This window comes from Oceanobacillus luteolus (genome assembly GCF_042678205.1).
GTDB lineage: Bacteria > Bacillota > Bacilli > Bacillales > Amphibacillaceae > Oceanobacillus > Oceanobacillus luteolus.
Window position 1 is genome coordinate 1 of record NZ_JBHUDE010000159.1, and the last position, 20838, is coordinate 20838.

The 20838-nt window shown below is 38.9% G+C and carries 18 protein-coding genes and 2 riboswitches; of the genes, 12 read left to right on the plus strand and 6 right to left on the minus strand.

The genetic code is table 11. The features are described from left to right. Window positions 1–153: 153 nt before the first annotated feature. Together ACFSBH_RS18025 and ssuE are read right to left on the minus strand one after the other, a co-directional pair. Window positions 154–1506, minus strand: coding sequence for an LLM class flavin-dependent oxidoreductase (locus tag ACFSBH_RS18025; protein ID WP_379598942.1), 1353 nt, complete (start codon window positions 1504–1506; stop codon window positions 154–156). 11 nt (window positions 1507–1517) lie between these two features. Further along, window positions 1518–2075, minus strand: coding sequence for an NADPH-dependent FMN reductase (gene ssuE / locus ACFSBH_RS18030; protein ID WP_251515588.1), 558 nt, complete (start codon window positions 2073–2075; stop codon window positions 1518–1520). A 149-nt stretch (window positions 2076–2224) separates the two neighbouring features. Continuing rightward, a riboswitch (SAM riboswitch) is annotated at window positions 2225–2336 on the minus strand. Window positions 2337–2451: 115 nt separating this feature from the next. Then, window positions 2452–2561: riboswitch (SAM riboswitch) on the plus strand. 96 nt (window positions 2562–2657) lie between these two features. Between ssuE and ACFSBH_RS18035 the strand changes: the two genes are divergently transcribed. Both ACFSBH_RS18035 and ACFSBH_RS18040 read left to right on the plus strand, forming a co-directional pair. After that, window positions 2658–3710 carry an LLM class flavin-dependent oxidoreductase gene (locus ACFSBH_RS18035; RefSeq protein WP_379598944.1) on the plus strand — a complete coding sequence of 351 codons (1053 nt, stop codon included), beginning with the start codon at window positions 2658–2660 and terminating at the stop codon, window positions 3708–3710. 19 nt (window positions 3711–3729) lie between these two features. Continuing rightward, window positions 3730–4680 (plus strand): ATP-grasp domain-containing protein, encoded by a 951-nt coding sequence (locus ACFSBH_RS18040; protein ID WP_379598946.1) that lies wholly within the window; start codon window positions 3730–3732, stop codon window positions 4678–4680. A 78-nt stretch (window positions 4681–4758) separates the two neighbouring features. Here the strand turns inward: ACFSBH_RS18040 and ACFSBH_RS18045 are convergent, their stop codons facing one another. Continuing rightward, complete coding sequence (locus ACFSBH_RS18045) at window positions 4759–5787, minus strand: aldose epimerase family protein (protein ID WP_251515581.1); 1029 nt, start codon at window positions 5785–5787, stop codon at window positions 4759–4761. Window positions 5788–6087: 300 nt separating this feature from the next. On the opposite strand from ACFSBH_RS18045, the gene ACFSBH_RS18050 reads away from it, so the two are divergent. Together ACFSBH_RS18050 and ACFSBH_RS18055 are read left to right on the plus strand one after the other, a co-directional pair. Beyond that, window positions 6088–6783 (plus strand): L-ribulose-5-phosphate 4-epimerase, encoded by a 696-nt coding sequence (locus ACFSBH_RS18050; RefSeq protein ID WP_251515580.1) that lies wholly within the window; start codon window positions 6088–6090, stop codon window positions 6781–6783. A 257-nt stretch (window positions 6784–7040) separates the two neighbouring features. After that, the gene (locus ACFSBH_RS18055) at window positions 7041–8147 is read left to right on the plus strand and encodes a GntR family transcriptional regulator (protein ID WP_379598949.1); all 1107 of its coding nucleotides are present in this window, start codon (window positions 7041–7043) and stop codon (window positions 8145–8147) included. Window positions 8148–8196: 49 nt separating this feature from the next. Here the strand turns inward: ACFSBH_RS18055 and ACFSBH_RS18060 are convergent, their stop codons facing one another. Together ACFSBH_RS18060 and ACFSBH_RS18065 are read right to left on the minus strand one after the other, a co-directional pair. Beyond that, window positions 8197–9795 (minus strand): xylulokinase, encoded by a 1599-nt coding sequence (locus ACFSBH_RS18060; protein ID WP_251515579.1) that lies wholly within the window; start codon window positions 9793–9795, stop codon window positions 8197–8199. A gap of 33 nt (window positions 9796–9828) precedes the next feature. After that, complete coding sequence (locus tag ACFSBH_RS18065; RefSeq protein WP_251515578.1) at window positions 9829–11211, minus strand: sugar porter family MFS transporter; 1383 nt, start codon at window positions 11209–11211, stop codon at window positions 9829–9831. Window positions 11212–11824: 613 nt separating this feature from the next. Between ACFSBH_RS18065 and araA the strand changes: the two genes are divergently transcribed. The 6 genes from araA to ACFSBH_RS18095 all read left to right on the plus strand — a co-directional run bounded on the left by araA (window position 11825) and on the right by ACFSBH_RS18095 (window position 17448). After that, window positions 11825–13249 (plus strand): L-arabinose isomerase, encoded by a 1425-nt coding sequence (gene araA / locus ACFSBH_RS18070; protein ID WP_251515577.1) that lies wholly within the window; start codon window positions 11825–11827, stop codon window positions 13247–13249. Window positions 13250–13431: 182 nt separating this feature from the next. Then, entirely contained in the window at window positions 13432–13605 is a 174-nt protein-coding gene (locus tag ACFSBH_RS18075; RefSeq protein ID WP_379598952.1) for a hypothetical protein, read from the plus strand. Window positions 13606–13643: 38 nt separating this feature from the next. Next, window positions 13644–14963: a spore germination protein gene (locus tag ACFSBH_RS18080; RefSeq protein WP_379598954.1), complete on the plus strand. Its 1320-nt coding sequence runs from the start codon at window positions 13644–13646 to the stop codon at window positions 14961–14963. Between the two features lie 24 nt (window positions 14964–14987). After that, on the plus strand, window positions 14988–16082 hold the full coding sequence (locus ACFSBH_RS18085; RefSeq protein WP_379598956.1) for a GerAB/ArcD/ProY family transporter: 1095 nt from the start codon (window positions 14988–14990) through the stop codon (window positions 16080–16082). A gap of 5 nt (window positions 16083–16087) precedes the next feature. Then, window positions 16088–17242, plus strand: coding sequence for a Ger(x)C family spore germination protein (locus ACFSBH_RS18090; RefSeq protein ID WP_379599000.1), 1155 nt, complete (start codon window positions 16088–16090; stop codon window positions 17240–17242). Then, entirely contained in the window at window positions 17242–17448 is a 207-nt protein-coding gene (locus ACFSBH_RS18095; RefSeq protein WP_251515574.1) for a hypothetical protein, read from the plus strand. The genes ACFSBH_RS18090 and ACFSBH_RS18095 overlap by 1 nt, the downstream gene beginning before the upstream one ends. A 41-nt stretch (window positions 17449–17489) precedes the next feature. Here the strand turns inward: ACFSBH_RS18095 and ACFSBH_RS18100 are convergent, their stop codons facing one another. Then, the gene (locus ACFSBH_RS18100) at window positions 17490–18737 is read right to left on the minus strand and encodes an amidohydrolase family protein (protein WP_379598958.1); all 1248 of its coding nucleotides are present in this window, start codon (window positions 18735–18737) and stop codon (window positions 17490–17492) included. A 258-nt stretch (window positions 18738–18995) separates the two neighbouring features. Here ACFSBH_RS18100 and ACFSBH_RS18105 point away from each other — a divergent pair, with 258 nt between their 5' ends. Together ACFSBH_RS18105 and ACFSBH_RS18110 are read left to right on the plus strand one after the other, a co-directional pair. Next, window positions 18996–20417, plus strand: a complete 1422-nt coding sequence (locus tag ACFSBH_RS18105; RefSeq protein ID WP_251515572.1) for an OmpA family protein — start codon at window positions 18996–18998, stop codon at window positions 20415–20417. Between the two features lie 66 nt (window positions 20418–20483). After that, window positions 20484–20600, plus strand: a complete 117-nt coding sequence (locus ACFSBH_RS18110; RefSeq protein WP_285853793.1) for an RAxF-45 family protein — start codon at window positions 20484–20486, stop codon at window positions 20598–20600. Window positions 20601–20838 lie beyond the last annotated feature (238 nt).

The window sequence follows — 20838 nt, forward strand, 5'->3', positions numbered from 1 at the left end:
CTGGGCCATGGTGATGAACCAGCTTCTTCTTCATGATGAACTGAAAGATAGGGTGTTAAAGTACCTTGAGTAAATGGGGACTTACACACTTTATTTGACAAGCCCTATTCGTCTAGAAAAACGAATACCACTTTTTCTCTTTGTCGAGATATTTTAAGCGAAATGTTTTTCGCCCGACAGACGACGGTTCGTTCCGAATAAGTTTTCCCGGAAAGTGTTGCCTTGATAATCTTTTTGGACCAACCCTCGTTCCTGTAGTACAGGCACTACATAGTCTACGAAATCTTTGAAAGTTCCTGGTGTGGTCGCGTAGGCGATATTAAAACCGTCGATTCCGGTTTCATCCACCCATTCTTCCATGGTGTTCGCTATTTGCTCGGGAGACCCTATCGCAGAAGCACCCATTCCCCCAATACCTATCGCATCAATGACATCCTGTACGGTGGAGGCACGATCCGATTTTAATTTCGTGAAGTTTTCTAAGGCTGAACGAATAGCGTCATTTTCAATATACTTGATTTCCTGATTTGGTGCGTAGCCGGATACATCGACTCCAGTCCAACCGCCAAATAATGCGAGCGCACCTTCTTTACTGATATAGCTTTTATAATCCTCATATTTCCGTTTCGCTTCTTCTTCTATACTGCCAGTAATTGGAACGAACATCGTAATAATTTTTACGGCATCTTGTGGTTTTCCTGCTTTTTTCACTTCTTCACGAATTTTCCGGACGGTTTCTTTGGCTACATTTTTATTTGGTGCACCGATGAAAATTACTTCGGCATGTCTTGCTGCAAAAGCTCTTCCCTTTGTAGAGGCTCCGGCTTGGAATATAACTGGCGTCCGTTGTGGAGATGGTTCACTCAGATGTGCACCTGGTACTTTAAAGTATTTCCCCTCATGCTTGATGTCGTAAACCTTAGTCGGATCGGTATAAATCCGGTTGATTTTATCTACTTTGACTGCATCATCTTCCCAGCTTTCTTCCCAAAGCTTCAAGCAAACTTGCAAATATTCCTCTGCAATATCGTATCGTTCATCGTGGGAAATCTGTTCATCAAGCCCCATATTTACAGAGGCACTCTTCAAGTAGGACGTGACGATATTCCAGCCGACGCGGCCATTCGTCAAATGATCCAGTGTACTTATTTTCCGTGCAAAAGTATACGGGTGTTCGTGAATCACGGAGGAGGTTACACCGAATCCAAGATGTTTCGTTACCGCTGACATCAGTGGCACGATGAGAAACGGGTCATTCACCGGTGATTGTACACCATGTGCAACCGCAGTGTCTCTTGATCCGCCGTATACATCGTAGGTTCCCAGCACATCAGCAATAAACAGCCCATCAAAACGTCCTTTTTCTAAAATCTTAGCAAGCTCTATCCAATATTCACTATCCTTGTATCGATGGGATTGGTCTTCGGGATGAGCCCATAAACCTGGAGATTGATGCCCAGGTGTATTCATGTCAAACGCGTTTAAATAGATTCGTTTTTTACTCAATGCTATTCCTCCTATTGTTGTAAAAATACTGGTGTAGCTTGTTTTTGCCTGTTCACGAGATGGATGAAATAGTTCAGTTGTTTTTCTGCACGTTGTAGAAGTTCTTCATCGATTATCGGGGTATCTTTTCGTTTATCGATTTGTTCGTTTATGAGATAAATGCCTTTTAAATTATGTGCTTTAAGACTTGCCAGCAGAGGTTTCAGGGAGTACTCGAGTGCCAATAGATGGGAGGCGCTTCCTCCACTCATCAATGGGAGTACTGGTTTATGTTCAAATACATCTGGTGGCAGCAGATCAATCAGTGCTTTTAATACGCCGGTGTAGGAACTTTTGTATACTGGTGAGCCGACGAGTACACCTTTTGAATTCTGAATGAGTCTGGTGATGCCGACGACAGAAGGACTATTATATCTCCCTTCAAACAAATCTTGATAAGGGACATCTTTTACGGAAAGGTGGGTTACAGATAAACCTTCCTTCTCCAGTAAGGAACCTAAATATAACAATACTTTGTCAGAACCCGAATTTTCAGAAGGACTTCCGGAAAGTATAATAATTTCACTCATGATATAACTCCTTTCTAAGAGTATTTTCATATTTTAAGGTTTCGAATCAGTAGATAACGAACGGCGACTTAGACACTGTTCATCATTTAGAGCATTAAAAAAATCCCTCTCTTTCATAAACTTGAGAAATAGGGATTGGTTACATTCATCTCTTATCTCTCAAGAATTATTTCTTGCCGGATTTAGCACCTTTCTGATTCGATAAATCAGAGGTTGCTGAAGCTTCATCGGGCCAGGTCCCTCAGCTTCTCTTGATAAGAACTCTTAATTATTAAATTATTTCATATTCTATGTGAATTATTCCGATAAGTCAAGTGCGATTTTTTTAATTGACAAATGATTTTAATTACTTTAGGATTGGTAATAATCGAATAATTTCTTATCAAGAGAGGTGGAGGGATATGGCCCACGGAAGCCTCGGCAACAGGTTCTAACAGAGAATACTGTGCTAATTCCATCAAGCATGTATTGCTTGGAAGATAGGAAGAGGAAAGTAATATTGTGATTGGACCCTTTTTCTATTTTTTAGAGAAAGGTTTTTTTATTTTATATAGATTAAGAGAGAGATGAGGAGTGGGGAAGATGAAATATGGATTTTGGTTGCCGATTTTTGGAGGATGGTTACGTAATGTAAAAGATGAAAAAATGCCACCTACTTATGAATATGCGAAGAAAGTCATCCAATCTGCGGAAAATTGGGGCTATGATACAACGTTAATTGCTGAGTTGTACTTGAATGACATCAAAGGTACAGATCACGATTCATTAGAGGCGTGGTCAACCGCAGCTGCATTAGCGGCAGTGACGGAGAAAATTGAAATCATGACAGCCGTCCGCCCAATTTACCATAATCCAGCAGTTACAGCGAAAATGGCTGCAAATATCGACCATATTTCTAATGGACGCTTTACGCTGAATATAGTCTCTGGCTGGTGGGAAGGGGAAGCAAAACAATACGGCGGTGAATTCACAGCGCATGACGAGCGTTATGCACGAACCGAAGAATTCATTCAAATATTAAAAGGCTTATGGACGGAAGATACGTTCTCCTTTAAAGGCAAGTTCTATCATATCGAGGATACGAAACTAGAACCAAAGCCAGTTCAACGTCCAAACCCGATTCTTTATGCAGGCGGAGAAAGTGAAAAAGGAAAACAGGTCATTTCCTCCTTATGTGATGCGTATGTGATTCATGGCCATAAGGTGGAAGAAGCAAAAACGAAAATCGATGAAATAAAGGAACGGAGAAAGCAAGCGGGACGTGAGCCTTTCCGTACAATCGGGATGGCGGCATATGTGATTTGCCGGGATACGGTGGAAGAAGCGCAAGCCGAGTTGGAACGGATTACGACCGTAGATGATTTAAGCGGATATGCTGGATTTAAAGACTTTACAACGAAGTCTGAGCTAGAGCAGAAGATTGCATTACAAGATTATTCTGTATCGAATCGTGGGCTTCGTCCGAATTTAATCGGAACACCTGAGCAAATAGCGAAACAGATTTTAGCGTTTGAGGAAGCAGGAGTAGATTTATTATTATTACAAAGTTCTCCCCAGCTAGAAGAACTCGAACGATTTTCCAAACAAGTCATGCCTAAAGTAGAAGAATTACGCAGCGAGTTAGCAAAAAACTAAACAATAGGAGAGTATGTTGATGAGTAAAATATATGTTCTGCATGAAAATAAAGAATGGACCGATCATTTGACGAAACGCTTGGAGGAATTGAATCTGCCTTATGAAGAATGGCATTTGGATAAGGGGACGGTGGATCTGGCTTCTGTACCACCAGAAGGAGTCTTCTACAGTCGTATGAGTGCGTCGTCCCACACGAGAGGTCATCGTTTTGCTCCGGAGTTGACGAGTGCGGTCTTAACTTGGCTGGAACAACATGGTAGAACCGTGATCAATGGCAGTCGCGTATTGCAGCTGGAAGTCAGCAAGGTTCTGCAATATTTGGAACTTGAGAAGTTTGGGATTGAAACTCCACGGACGGTAATAGCAGTTGGAAAAGATGAGATCTTGAACGCAGCTGAAAACTTCCGAGGCAAGAAGTTCATAACAAAACATAATCGTGCTGGAAAAGGACTCGGCGTCCGATTGTTCGATTCTGTTGAAGCGTTACAGCGTTATGTCGAAAGTGAAGAGTTCGAAGAGCCGGTGGACGGAATTACACTGCTGCAAGATTATATCGAATCACCGGAATCATATATTACACGCTGTGAATTTGTGGGCGGTAAATTCCTTTATGCGGTTCGTGTAGATACATCAGAAGGGTTTGAATTATGTCCGGCAGACGCTTGCTCCATAGAGGATGCTTTTTGCCCAGTCGGTGAAGAAAGCGAAGCGCCAGCTAAATTCAAAGTGAGGGAAGGCTTTGATCATCCTATAATTGACAAATATGAAAAACTCCTTCAAGCGAATGGCATCCAAATCGCAGGTATCGAATTTATTGAGGATAAGGACGGAAAAATCTATACGTATGACATCAACACAAATACGAACTACAACAGTGATGCCGAAGCTGTAAGTGGAAAGTATGGGATGTTGGAGGTTGCGAAGTTTTTAGGGAAGGAATTGGAGAAAACAGCAGTTGTAGTTAATTAATGATGGTACGTAACCATGTTAAAAGTTGGGTAAAAAACCGATGTTCCTTCAGAATTGATGAAGGAACATCGGTTACTCTTATATTACTGATAGTTTATAAGTAATTTCATATTTCTTTTCGGTATTAGCAGGTAAGACAATATCTCCAAAATCAGGGTGATGATTAGCATCAGGTAAAGTTTGGGGTTCCAATGCTACAGCCATATGAGGGAATAGATGATTCCCCTCATTCACCTTTATGTGAGGATGAGTTTTGTTTAATGAATAAAAAACTAGACCGTTTCGATCGGATTGGATTTCAACAATTCGTCCATTATTTAAATTGCTTAATCTAGCAGCCTTTGGCCCGGTTACATGATAAGGATGATCATATCCTGATATATTGAGCTGTTTTAGTGAGTGCAGCATTTCTGATAGATTTTGTTCTTTCCGAAAGTCGAAGGGTGTGTTTGTTACATTTATAAATTCTCCAGTTGGAATTTGTTGCTGGTCCAGCTCTAACAGCTGTTCGGCGCTGATGGATAGTTTATGATTATTCAATCCCTTTAACTTATCATTGTTTAAATTGAAATAAATATGTGTAGTGGGATTAAAGAGTGTAGGTGTATCGGATTTATTTATAGCATAAAATTCAACATGAAATTGATTGTTTTCTCCCCATCTATATGTAATAGTAACTTCCAACTTGCCAGGAAAGCCATCCATTTCCGGATTAATTACTTTAGTGAAAGTTAGTCCCTTTTCAGTTTCCGAAACATCCCACCACATATGATGAAAGCCGTTAACCCCACCATGTAAGGTGTTGTCTCCTTCATTCCTAGGTAATAGGAATTCCTGATTTTTATAGTGGAACAGACCACCTTTTATTCTCCCACCAACTCTGCCGATTGCCTTTCCGAAGAAATACGTCTGGTCATTCAAAAAGTCTGTGGGTCCGTTAAAACCGAGCAAGATGTTATCTATGATTCCATTTCTATCTGGCATCATAATAGAAGTTAATGTAGCTCCATAATTCAAACAGGTAAAAGCGTATCCATTACCATTATTAACAGTATATTGCATAAGAGGACGCTCTAAGTTACTTGCTATTTCTTTTCGTGTAATCACTTGATTCACCAACCTATAGATATTTTAATAAATCGTTAAGTTGAATTGCGCTTGAATTTAGCTTTTGGCAAGCGTTTACAATAAAACATTACCAGTTATACGAATGAAATTTATGTATCTTAATTAGTCCGTATTAAAATGCTTAATTTAAGTATAACTCAATTGACTTGTACGTACAAATATAATATGATGACATTAGTATGAAGAGAATAATACGTAGAGTTAATAGAAGTTTTGAGGCAATCTTTCAAATGATCCATCCAACTTGAACTAAAAAAATGCTAAAAAGGATGACTGATTATGTTAGAACAGCTAAAACTAGAAGTTTATGAAGCGAACATGTTACTTCCGAAATATAATCTTGTTACTTTTACATGGGGAAATGTTAGTGGAATAGATAGAAATGAAAATTTAATTGTTATTAAGCCTAGTGGCATACCTTATGAAGAACTGTTGCCAGAGCATATGGTGGTCGTTGATTTGAAAGGTAATGTTGTTGAAGGGGAATTGAATCCATCGAGTGATACAGCAACGCATGTTGTTTTATATAATCAATTTCCTAATATTAAAGGCATTGTTCATACACACTCTCCTTGGGCTGTAACATTCGCCCAAGCTGGTATTGATATTCCGTCATCAGGAACTACTCATGCTGATACATTTTATGGCCCCGTCCCTGTAACAAGGAAGATGACAGAATCTGAAGTATCTAGTGAATATGAAAGACAAACTGGAGATGTTATCGTTGAGACGTTTGAAGAACGTAAGATTAATCCAGATTATGTTCCAGCAGTGTTAGTCAATGATCATGGTCCTTTTACATGGGGGAAATCTGCACAAGATGCTGTACACCATGCGGTCGTATTGGAAGAGGTAGCTAAAATGACTTACCATACATTACAATTGAATCCACATGGAATTGAGATGGATTCTTATCTTTTGGATAAGCACTTTTTGAGGAAGCATGGCGCAAATGCTTATTACGGTCAAAAATAGTCTTATAGAGTTATAATTAGATTCAAATCTTTCAAGATACTGCCATTAAGAAGCATTCTAATTTCTTAATGGTTTTTTTATTTGATGCAAGTTAAACGTACCTAAATCTTACCGTATAGGTTTAGACTTTTTATTTACAACCAATAATAATGATTATAGGTATGCTATAATTAAACTTGTCTACACATAATAGAAATTTCTGTATATAGAAAGATTATTCTTTATTATAGGTCGTATGGAATTAAAGGGGATTCAATATGGTTAAAAAATATGAACGAATCAAACAAAATATACAAGAAAAAATCCTATCGGAAGTATATCAAGTAAATGATAAATTGCCTACTGAGTCAGAAATGATGAAGGTTTACGATGTCAGTAGATTTACAGTAAGACGTGCGATTGATGAACTTGAAAAAGATAATTATGTATACCGAATTCAAGGTGCTGGAATATTTGTTAACGATTGGAAAAGTAAACCGAAAACACAAATTCAACATAAGACAATCGGGCTTATTTCCACACATATCGCTAATTATATTTTCCCGAATATCATTACAGGAATCGATAATTACCTATCTAATTATGGTTATTCCATTCTCATAACAGACACGCAAAACAGTCCTGAGAAAGAGCGTAGAAGCCTTACAAATCTACTAAATAATAATTTATCTGGTATAATTATTGAGCCAACCAAAAGCGCTCGGAATGATTACAATAAAGGAATTTACGATAATATCAAATCGATGGGTATCCCCATGTTGTCGATTAATGCAGTTTATGATGACCTCGATATACCATATTTGATCATGGATGATGTAAAGACTGGTGAACTTGCGACTAACTATCTAATTTCCAAGGGACATAAGCAAATCGTTGGTATATTTAAAGTGGATGATAAGCAGGGGATTGATAGAATGAATGGTTTTATCAAAGCTTATCAAGAGCAGCCGGAGTTATTAAATATGGGCGATATTATGATGTTTCAGACGGAAGAAAATATTGATAACTTGTTTAAAAAACTTCACATGATGCTGACCCGTTCGAACGATGTACCAACTGCTATTGTTTGCTATAACGATCAATTAGCTATTCAAGTAATTAAATTTGCTAAAGAAATTGGTTTGAGTGTCCCACAAGATATTTCGATAATTGGGGTAGATGATTATCGATTCTCGAATTATATCAACCCACGACTGACAACGATCCGGCATCCACAGGAAAAAATGGGGTTGGACGCAGGAAAAATGATGATTGATCTGATAAATAAACAAGAAGTTACTTCAAAAGTATATGAACCTGAAATCATTGAGCGAGATTCAGTACTTCCCCTAGCTTCTAAGGAAATTATAGAAAAAGAGAGCTGAGACAAACTACGAGTTGTGTCTCAGCTCTCTTTTAAATGGATGCGTCAAATTAAATATATTTTATCGCTGCCTCTTCAACGGGTAAGCCGGCTTTGTAATTATTGATGAATGTCTCATACCCCTCAACCCCTTGAGGTTCCGGACTTAAGGTAGAGCTATTAGGATTTACGAATACATACTGGTCTAAGAAGTCCTCCAAGTTCATATTCTCATTCCCAAACTTGGTGTATGCAGCCAATACCGCCATACCCCAAGCTCCGCCTTCACTCGCAGTGTTCATAACAGTGATTGGCGTATTTAAGGCATTGGACAAAATCTGTTGAGCAATGACTGTTGTTTTGAACAGACCTCCTTGGGCTATTAAGACATTTGTTTGAATCTCCTCTTCATTGTACAAGATATCCATACCAATTTTTAAAGGAGCAAAAGCAGCATATAACTGTGTGAGAATAAAGTTCGCCAATGTAAACGAACTATTGACATCCCTTACAAATAGGGGACGTCCTTCCGGCATTTTTGTAATGTTCTCACCCGAAAGATAACTGTAATTAATCAATCCTCCGGCATCTGGGTCTGCTTTCGTAGTAGTAAGAAATAGGGATTCATATAATTTGTCGGGCTCGATTTCTATACCGAGCCTTTCTGCGAATTCTTTAAATATATTTGCCCAGGCATTAATATCAGATGAACAATTATTGGTATGGACCATTGCAACAGGATTCCCTGTAGGAGTAGTAACAATGTCGATATCTCTATAAACCTTTTTTAGTGGTTTATCAAGCACAATCATTGAAAACGCTGAAGTTCCAACAGAAATATTTCCTGTTTGTTTGCGTACACTGTTCGTACTGACCATACCGGTTCCTGCATCCCCTTCTGGTGGAGCCATGAAACTTCCCGCCTGTAAATATCCGTTCACATCAAGCAGCTTAGCTCCTTCCTCTGTTAAGTTGCCTGCTACATCGCCTGCTTTTAATACAGTTGGTAATATACTTCTAATATTCCACTCATAAGCTGATACACGTTTCATATTTTCAAATTTAAGTAGAAGTTCCTCAGAATAATTACCAGTATTCTCGTCAATAGGGAACACACCAGAGGCATCACCAATACCTAAAACTTTTTCTCCTGATAATTTCCAATGGACATAACCAGCTAAAGTCGTTAAAAAGTTAACATCCTCAACATGTGATTCCTCGTCTAGGATTGCTTGGTAAAGATGAGCGATGCTCCATCTTTCTGGTATATTGAATTGAAATAATTCCGTAAGTTCAATTGCAGCTTTCTCTGTTGTATTATTGCGCCATGTTCGAAAAGGAGTAAGCAGTGTACCATCCTGTGAAAAAGCTAAATAACCATGCATCATGGCACTTACACCAATAGAGCGAATCTTAGTTAGTTTCGTGTGGAATTTGCTCTCCACATCTGCTGCCATTTGGAGGTAACTACTTTGGATCCCTTTCCACACATCATCAAGTGAATAGGTCCAGATACCGTTTTCAAACTTATTTTCCCATGCATAACTTCCAACGGAGATGGTTTCATATTTATCGTTGATTAAAACAGCTTTAATCCGAGTAGATCCTAATTCTATTCCAAGATATACATCACCACGTTGAATTGCCTGAGATGTTTCCTTAATGTACATTATTTCTCCTCCATTCCTGTTGAGCTGTTTCGACTAAGCTCCTTTTTTTTCCAATCCTTTTCTTTCCCCAATCTTCTCAATCTCCTCTAAAGTGCGACCCATAGTTTCAGGGACACGAATGCGGATAAAGGCTACTCCAAGTAAACAGATGACACCGAAAATGGCAAACACAGCTTCTTGAGCCATGGATGCAGTCATTATTGGGAACAGTAGACCAACTAGGAATGAACCTATCCAGTTAAAGGATGAGGCTAAGCCGGAAGCACGTCCACGTATTAATAACGGGAAAATCTCTCCTACAATAACCCATGTTAAAGGTGCCCAAGTAAAGGAATAGAATGCTACATAAATACTCAAGAATACAACGATCAACATTGGATCCGCATTAGGAACCAAAACGTTTAGAATTGCTGGGAAAATAAAAGAAAGTCCCATTACCGTTCCACCAAGTGTCAATAATGTACGGCGTTTAAATTTATCAGCAATTACAAGGAAGACTAATGATCCAATGACAAGAATGATACCTTGGATGATCGGCCACAACAATGCCGAACTTGCTGCTTGTCCAGTCGCTTGTTCAACGATAAGCGGAATATAGTAGAAGATCGCATTTGCCCCTTGGAATTGCTGGAACGCAGCAACACCTACACCAGCTATAACTAGATAACGATACTTACTATCGAGTAAGGCACCCCAAGATACGTTTTGTTTCTCCTGTTTACTGCTTTCTTGGATTTCTTTAATTTCAGCATCAATGGCTTTTTTGTTTGGACGTAGGTATCCTAGAACGGTTCGAGCTTCGTCCAATTTATTATTTTTAATAAGAAAACGAGGTGACTCTGGTAATCTCAATACTCCGATAAATAGGATTACAGCTGGAACCGCTGCCATTGCAAGCATAGAACGCCAAGCTATCGTTGTTGGTAAACCACTAAGTAGAAAGTCAACAATATAGGAAAGCAACATTCCAGACACAATCATTGTTTGGTTAATTCCTGAGAGGCGTCCTCGCAAATGTGCTGGAGCCATTTCTGACATGTAAGCTGGTACTAATGCAGAAGCAGCACCAACAGCTAAACCTAGAAATACTCTGACAAGAATTAAGAATAAGCTTCCGTCTGGCGGTGCCATCCCAGAAAGTATGGAGCCGATGACGAAAATGACGGAAGTAGCTAGAATCATCTTTCGTCTTCCAAAGCGGTCAGACAATTGACCTGCTAAAGCGCCTCCAAAAATTGCCCCTAACATGATAGAAGATGTGATCCATCCGATGGTAGCGGCATTATCAAGTCCCCAATCCTGTTGGAGGAATGGCAACGCTCCTGTCATAACACCGATATCGTACCCGAATAAGATACCGCCGAAAGCTCCAAAGAAGTATATAAATTTATGTGATACTTTTTTTTCTTTAACCATTGTGTTTCCCTCCTTAAGAATAATCCGATCGCTCAGTAAAATTATATTAAAAATAATTTTCTGGTTTTGGAAAAGGCTTACAAATAAAATGATATAAAGGCTGCGAATAAAAATAAATTACCTATACTTATAAGGACAACCATGATCTTTTGTTGAAACTCATCATTACTTTGTAGTACCGCCTCTTTTCTATGAATTCTTTAAAGATAGGTAAAGGCTTTCATAAAATGATGTTAACACCGTTATCCGAATAAATCAACAGTTTAATTTTTGTACGTATCAATTTTGGGTTTTAGATTACTAAACATTTCATTTGCTTATAGTTAATACTGTTATTTTAATGCGATTCGTGATTTTGGTTGTTTGTTAAATTATATAAGCTAAATAAATACCTAATGGATAGCATATAAATTACAACTTATGTTAACAGGAATTGTTTTATTATGCGTATAAATAAAATATCATTTGACTTATACGTATAAATATTTTATTATTTTATGTAAGCGGTTTACATATGGGATTCACTTTTTGAATCTACCATACTAATTTTATATATTTATATTCTTTAATCAGATAGGTAAAGTGGCTTTAAAAATTAGAGGAGGGTGTATGGATGTTAAAAACAAATGAATACGAATTTTGGTTTGTTGTAGGAAGTCAGCACTTATATGGGGAAGAAACATTAAATGAAGTAAAGAAAAATACAGTTGCAATCATTAATGAACTAAATGAAAAGGGTGACTTCCCTTATCCGATTGTATTTAAAACGGTTGTAACCACGGCGGACAGTATTACGCAAGTTATGAAAGAAATAAACTATAATGATCGTGTTGCAGGTGTCATCACTTGGATGCATACATTCTCTCCAGCAAAAAACTGGATTAGAGGAACTAAATTACTACAAAAGCCATTACTTCATTTAAATACTCAATTTGCTAATGATATTCCTTGGGATACGATTGATATGGATTACATGAACTTGCACCAAAGTGCACATGGTGACAGGGAATATGGTTTTATCAATGCTCGATTAAATAAAAACAATAAAATAGTTGTCGGTCACTGGAAAGAAGAACGTCTGCAAAATGAAATCAAGCAATGGATGGATGTAGCTGTAGCTTACAACGAAAGCTTCCATATTAAAGTAGCTAGATTTGGAGACAATATGCGTAATGTAGCAGTAACGGATGGAGATAAAATTGAAGCCCAAATTAAATTCGGCTGGACAGTCGACTATTATGGCATTGGTGACCTCGTAGCCGAAATGAAGGAAGTAACAGAAGAGGAAATAGATGCTGTATATAAAGAATGTGAAGAAAAATATGAGTTAGTTGTTGGCGATAACGATCCTAGTTTTTTCGAAGGGCAAGTTAAAGAGCAAATTAGAATTGAAATAGCCCTAAGGAAGTTCCTTGAGCGTGGGGGTTATAGTGCCTTCACAACAAACTTTGAAGATTTATGGGGCATGAAGCAGCTACCTGGCATGGCTGTACAGCGTTTGAATGAAGCTGGATATGGCTTTGCTGGTGAAGGAGATTGGAAAACAGCGGCTCTTGACCGATTAATAAAAATTATGTCTCATAACAAAGCAACAGGATTCATGGAGGATTATACGTATAACCTTGTTCAAGGACAAGAGACTATTTTAGGCTCCCATATGTTAGAAGTAGATCCGACTTTTGCTAGCACAAAACCTAGAGTAGAGGTTCATCCACTTGGAATAGGTGGGAAAGAGGATCCTGCAAGATTAGTATTTGATGGATCGGAAGGGGAGGCAGTGAATATCACTATTTCTGACTTTGGCGACCGATTCAAATTAGTGATGTATGAGGTGGATGGAAATAAACCGGAAACACCGGCTCCAAATCTCCCAGTTGCCCGTCAAATGTATACTCCAAAATCCGGATTTTATGAAGGCGTGAAAAAATGGGTTGAACATGGTGGAGGACATCATACGGTCCTCTCATTTGCAGTTACAGCTGATCAAATTGAAGATTTAGGTAAAATGTTTGAATTGGAAGTAATTAAAATCAAATAACATAAAAAATATACCTCTTTTGATAAGGGGTATATTTTTTTATGGCTTAGTCCTAACTGACTTAAAGTAGTTACGTTCTTAGATTATTTAAAATCATAACTTATATCTATAACGAAGAGATATGTATAATTTTCCGTCCTTGAGGAAATTTATCTATATATCAGTTCAGGGGATGAGGAGCTATGTTTAGAAGAACAAAACGGTCTGCCAAGAAAAGCGTCGTGCCAAACCAATCGTTCTCGGAGAAGCTGGAAGAGAATGTTTCTTTTTTTACCAATCTATATGAACAAAGTACGGATGTCGTTTTCCATTCAGTTTCTATAGGAAATAGACAAGCTACTATTATATATATATAGAAGGATTAACAGATACACAGAAATTAGATGAGCAAGTTTTGAACATACTCTTAGCAGAGGCTGAGTTTAATGAAGAAAATTTTCTTCAATCCGTAGAGAATCGTATTCCGGTCTCGAATATGAAAAAGATAGCTACATACGTGGAAGGAATCGATGAAATCTCCAATGGTAACCCAATTCTTTTGGTAGATGGTGAAAAACAAGCACTGTCGTTTGGCATAGCTAAATTTGAGATGCGCTCAATTGCAGAGCCTGAAGCGGAAATGGCCATTCGTGGACCGAGAGAAGGATTTACAGAATCAATTGGAGTGAATACATCTTTATTGCGGCGCATCATCAAAGATCCTGCTTTGAAAATGAAAAATCTCCAAATCGGTAAATATACAAAAACGAAGGTTGTCATTTCTTATATAGATGGATTAGCAGATCCGGGATTAATTAAAGAAATCGAGGACCGTCTAAATCGTATAAAAATTGACGGGGTATTGGAAAGTGGGTACATTGAACAGTTTATAGAAGATAATCCGTATTCTCCATTCCCACAAATGTTATTTACAGAACGGCCTGATGTAGTAAGTGGGAATTTACTTGAAGGGAGAGCAGCTATATTCATTGACGGCACCCCATTCTGTTTAATTGCTCCCGTAAGTTTCTTCAGTTTGTTTCAAAGTCAGGAAGATTATTATGACCGTTTCTGGGTAGGAACCTTTGTAAGAAGTCTTCGGTTTTTATTCTTAGGTATTTCATTATTCCTCCCGGCTATCTATGTGGCGGTCACAACATTCCACCAAGAAATGATTCCAACCAATCTCATGCTCAGCATTGCTTCATCGAGAGAAGCGGTTCCTTTTCCGGCGATTATTGAGGTTATCATTATGGAGATTGCATTTGAAGCATTGCGAGAGGCCGGTATACGTCTGCCGAAACAAGTTGGGTCAGCAGTGAGTATTGTAGGGGCTCTTGTTATTGGGCAAGCGGCTGTTCAAGCTGGCATAGTTTCTGCTCCGATGATTATCGTTGTAAGTATTACTGGAATTGCTTCTTTCCTCGTTCCACGTTATTCCATGGGTTTAACGGTCCGTTTATTACGTTTTCCGATTATTTTATTAGGAGGCGCAATCGGATTAATTGGAGTCATGCTTGCCTTTATCTTAATCATAATCCATTTATCCTCCTTGAGATCGTTCGGTCTACCTTATCTAGGACCAATTAGTACCTTGCGAAAGCCAGTGTTTCAAGATACGCTTGTCCGTTCTCCATTATGGAAAATGGATTATCGTCCGCATTTGACTGGTAAGTATAATCCGAGAAGACAGAAGGAAAACTTGAAGCCGGGTCCTAAACATCATAGTGAATAAGCCGCAGATGGGAGTGAAATATAGTTGCTGGAAAAAGGGAAGATATCGACGTTGCAAATGCAATTTATCATTATACCAACCATCATTGCTACGGGGATCCTCTCCATCCCATCAATGGCTGCTCAACTTGCGGTACATGATATGTGGATGACTCCAATTGCAGGCTCTATCATCGGATTTATTACTGTCTTTCTTGTTTGGAAGCTTCATGAACTGTTTCCGAGAATGACTCCGATTCAATATAATGAAAAAATTCTCGGAAAAATACTCGGTTCTATGCTCAGTTTTTTTCTCATCTTCTTTTACCTCCATAATACTGGGCTAATTGTTCGGCAATATACGGATTTTATTACGATGAACGTATTGACAGAAACTCCAGAACTAATTTTCTCCCTTAGCATAATGGTAGTAAGTGCCTTGGCGGTGCGTGGTGGTATTGAGGTGATTGCAAGAAGCGCCGTCATTTGTACGACGATATTCATGCTATCCTCACTTTCTTTATTATTGCTGATTAAAGATATGGATGTAAGCCTCCTGCTTCCTATTATGGAAAATGGGATTACGCCTGTCTTGAAGGGCGGTTTTGTCTTCGGTGCATGGTATAGTGAGCTTTTCTTGCTGGCATTTATTTTTCCATTTCTTAATAGAGAGAAAATCAGTGTAAAGCCAGGGATATTGGCAACTATATATATTATGCTCATTTTTTTTTACGTCAATTTTTTTGTGCTTACTGTACTTGGGGTAACCGCAGGCAATCAACTATATCCAGTCTATTCCCTTATCCGCGCAATATCAGTATTTGACTTTTTTGAAAACTTTGAGGTGATTATTACAGCTTCTTGGGTTCTAGGTAACTTTGTAAAGATATCTATGTTTCTCTATGTAGTTAGCTTGGCGCTTGCTCAATTATTGAGGTTGTCTGATTATCGAATTGTTGTTTATCCGATCAGTCTGTTTATTATACTGTTTAGTCAGTGGGGCTTGCCGAATTATGTAGTCTTAGTGGATTACATGAAGAACATTCAGCCAACTTATTTCCTTCTGGTTCAAGTCATACTACCTCTTTGTTTACTACTTATCGCTTTAGCACGTGGGATGAGGGGGCGGAAAACCAATTGAAGAAAATGATTCTTGTTTTAGTGCTAAGCCTTCCACTCTTATCCGGTTGCTGGGACAGAGTAGAGTTGCAAAACCTTGCTATCATTACGGCTGCTGCAATTGATAAACTTGAAGATGGACAGACGAGGATCTCCGTCCAAATTTTTATACCACGTGCAATTACGAGTGGGGAGACGGGGGAAGATCCCGGTTCAGGGGCTACCTTTGTAAGAGAGGGTGTGGGAGAGAACCTTGCAAGTGCCATCTCCTTATTGCAAGTGAATGTTCCGCGAAGGATTTTTTGGGGACAATGTAAAATATTTATTCTTGGAGAAGAGCTCGCAAAGGATGGGATACGAGAAGAGTTGGACTATTTAGCCCGGCACCCGGGACCAAGAGGAGGAGCTTTTTTATTTGTAAGCCAGGGAGAAGCGAAGGGCACTTTGGAACTGACCCCGCCTCTCGAAAGATATTCTGCAGAAGTGTTAAGTAAATTAACAGATGAGGAAGTAGGTTTAGGTACGACGTTACGGGATGTAGATAAAGGGTTAATGGGGGAAGGGAAGAGCGTTTCGATTCCCTATATTATTCCTTTAGAAGCAGCTGGAAATGCTCAACAGAAGACAATACCAGTTATTTCTGCTACGGCGACTTTTCATGGTGATCAACAGGCGGGCTTACTCGATATTATGGAAACTCAATATTTATTGTGGTTACAAGGGGATGTGACAAGAGGGGTTGTATCTGCAAGTTTACCTGAAGAGAGTGGGGATATTACAATGAAAGTTGCTTCAGGTAGAGTTAAGTACATACCTGAAGTGCAGGATGGGCAATGGAAAATGGATGTTGTTGTTTCTGTAGAAGGAGAAATTATACAGAACGAAACACATTTCAATATTATGCATGAACAGGTAATTAAGCAAATCGAGAAAAGGTATAAAGAAGTGTTGGAAGGAAAAATAGCAGATCTTATTAGCAAACTTCAAGAGATGAATACGGATGTACTTCAGTTCGGAAGAAAGTTTCATCAACATTACCCACAAGAGTGGAAAGAAGCAAAAAGTGAATGGGATAGTAAATATCAAGAGGTGGAAGTCGATATTGATCTTACCGTAATTGTCCAAAAACCTGGTTATATTGGTCCGCCGGGATTCTTGCCGAAAGATGAGGTGAAAGAATAGTGCCGATCATCGTTATGCTTATATTGATTGGTATCATTATCGCTGTTGATTGGAATTTAATAAAAAATGCCTCCAAAACTGAAAAAGCTACTCTAATATTTATTTTTGGTGTATGTGCTATACTTTCATTTTTGCCATTGGAGAAAATGCCTGGACCGACTACATTACTGAATCATCTTATCGGTTTTCTATCCGTAACTTCATGAGAAATCCCCCTCCTAATGTGGAGAGGGGGATTTTTTTATTTTTATTTTAAGAAGTCAATTTCAACATCATTTTTTCTCGGTTCGCGTTTAAATAAGTATTCTCCGTTACGGACAGAAGCTAACACTTCGGCACGCTCTCGAATCGCTTCATAAGCATCCTTTGCATCCAGTACGATAAAGTTCGCTGGTTTGCCTGCTTCAATTCCGTACTCATCGTTGACCCGCATAATATTCGCGCCATTATACGTGATGAGGTCGAATGCTTTATTGATTTCATCGATATGGGTGTAATGTGCCAAATGGATTCCGTTATCTAGGATGTTCATCATGTTTCCGTTACCTAATGGATACCAGTAGTCTGCGATTGAATCTTGGGCAAATGCGACGTTGTTGCCATTTTCGAGTAATTCCTTCACTCTTGTGAGACCACGGCGTTTCGGATAATTGTCGCCACGTCCTTGTAAGTGGGCGTTTTCTGTAGGACAAGAGATGAAGTTGATTTTTGATTCTCTGAATAAGCCCATCATTTTATTCGCATAACTGTTTTCTACTGCACCGAAGCTTGTCGTATGACTTGCGGTTGTATATTCTCCGTAGTCTTTTTCCATCACTAGCGCATTTAGTACTTCGAGGAAGCGGCTGTTTGGATCATCGTTTTCGTCACAGTGGATATCAATCATGACATTATATTTAATTGCCAAGTCAACAATCCGTTTCAGAGACTCCACACCGTGCTCGTAGGAAATCTCAAAATGTGGGATACCTCCAGCGACATCCGCACCCATTTCCAATGCTTGTTCCATTAATTGTTCTGCGCCTTTGTAGCGAAAAAATCCTTCTTGAGGGAAGGCGACAAGTTGAAGGGTAACGATATCTTTTAATTCTTCGCGGAGTTTAAGTAAAGCTTTCATTCCCGTCAGATTCGGATCGGTAATATCAACATGATTACGGATGAACTGCACCCCATGACTTACTTCTTTTTTGATTCCTTTTAAAGCTCTTTCTCGAACTAAGTCTTCTGTTAATGACTTTTTGTTATCGCTCCAGCGCTGGATACCTTCAAAAAGTGTACCGGATACGTTGGCGTTTCCTTCGCCAAGTCCTGAGAAGATGTAATCCAAGTGGAGGTGGGGATCGACATATGGTGGGAGCACAAGACGGCCTTCAAGGTCGATTACTTCGTCTGCGTCTCCCAAGTTATTGCCAACTGCTTTGAATTGGTTATTTTCGATGAGGATTTCTTGAGACTCTGGGTCTCCGTAGATGTTTGCGTTGATAAATTTTTTCATCCATTTCTGTCTCCTTTAATTCTTGTGTTGTCATAGATATTATAGCAAATTTGGCGGAGGGAAGGTATTTTCGCTCCTTCGAGGATTAAAATATGTTTCGCGTTATGCTCTTTATGGAGCAGTTATTTCAACCCTTATTCAAAACGAAAACCAGGAAAAACGTACTGGAGGGCTGTCTTGTTTAGAACTTTGAAGCTATTTCATTTTCTCTTAAACTTTCCTAAGATATGGATAGACTAGGTTTGGGGGGATGATGCCGTGAAACGGTTAGCCGTTTTAGCATTAATTTTTATTTTATTTTTGACAGCTTGTCAGGGGGAAGCAGAGGAGGAACCTGCTGAGGATGAATCAACGAAAGAGAGCGAAATAGTTGAGGAAGTGGCAGCAGAAGTAAATGAAGAAGATGACATAGAAGACGCGGAAAAGGTTGAACAAAGTGCTGAGGTTTCTTTAGGAGGAAAAGTGACGCTTACGGATGATGCCATGATTGTAGAAGGAGAAAGTAACTTACCTGAAGGAACGAATGTTCAAGTTACCCGTTACCGCTCTCCCTTTACATTAAGACATCTAATTTGTGTAGCTTGTGGGTCAGAGAATGCAAAAGTGGAAAGTGATGGAAGCTTCCATTTCGAATTTCCTCCACCTGGGGAAAGTTTTGATCAAAGTTATATTGAGTTGGCGATCGAAGTGAAAATGTCGATGCAACCAGAAGAAACAATCTTACTCTATGGTGAAAAGGGAGAAAAAATGGAAGGGCCATTTATTTATCCATATGATCAATCAGGAGAAACGAAATATAAGGCTTACGCTCCAATTTATATTTTAGTCGGCGGCGAAGAAACGGAATATTTGATTGAGGCTCCTGAATACACAGATCCTCCGACTGACTACGGAGAAAAGGAAGTATGGGTTGATACGGACGTAACGAATGATCACCGTTATTTATATGTGGAAGGAAAATCAAATCTATTAGAAGGAACGAATGTCAGGGCTGTTTATTATTCCTCAGAGAAAGCTGCACTACCACAACATTGGTTCAGCAGTGAAGATAACGTAAAGCGGGATGGAACTTTTTTATTGCGGATTCCGTATGACTCTATCACAGATGTTGGTTTCATCGAGTTTTCAACATGGGGGAATTATAGCCATCAAGACCCTGATGAGACTTTTAATGTTTATGGGGAGGACTTTGCTTACATGGAAGGCGAGCAAGTGATAGAGAATGAAGAAGGGGTAAAAGGAATTGAATTAAAACTTTATCCGAATTTTCCTGAGTTCGATTATAACTTGCCTGAAGATTCCCAGATAACGGTTGATGGGGAAGAAACGAAAATCCAGCTGCCGGATCATATTTTATTTGATTTTGGTGAAAGTGAATTAAGGGAAGAGGCAGAAGCGGCTCTTGATGATTTCCTCGGGTCATTGGAAAAGGTAGAAGAAGGAACGGTCATCCAAATTAACGGACACACGGATAACTCAGGCAGCGAAGAGTTGAACCAGAAATTATCGGAAGAACGGGCAGAAGCGGTGGAAGTTTATATCCAGGAAAATGGTGGCCTTGATCATTTAACATTTGAGACGAACGGTTACGGATTGACCAGGCCGATTGCTTCAAATGAAGATGAGGATGGTAGGCAGAAAAATCGTCGAGTGGAGTTCGTGATTAATCCAAATGAATAATCTGCTTGTGGAAACTTTCGGAAAATGGTAAACTGTAATTATATTGATGAACGGAGGTGGGAAAGGATGTTTAATGATACTGTTTTAGTGCATGGATTTGTAGAAGATTTTCTTTATTTTGTCCGTGCAAAATTTGCATGTTTGGTTGTTAACGGGATAAGTGTGTCCTTTTTTAACAACTAAATAGCAAGCTGAAACAGTGGAAACATCTCTTTACCCATAAAAGAAATCAAGGATTGACGGATTTTTAATTCTCCACCTCGTATTTGAAGGGGATATAGCCGTCGTCTGTTGATTAAAAGCTATATTGGAAAAGGAGTGCATTTTCATGTACTCCTTTTTATTTTGATGCTGATTTGCAGCATCTATAAACCATGGGGAGTATGTCTTCTCATGGTTTTTTGTGTACTTACAATGAAGG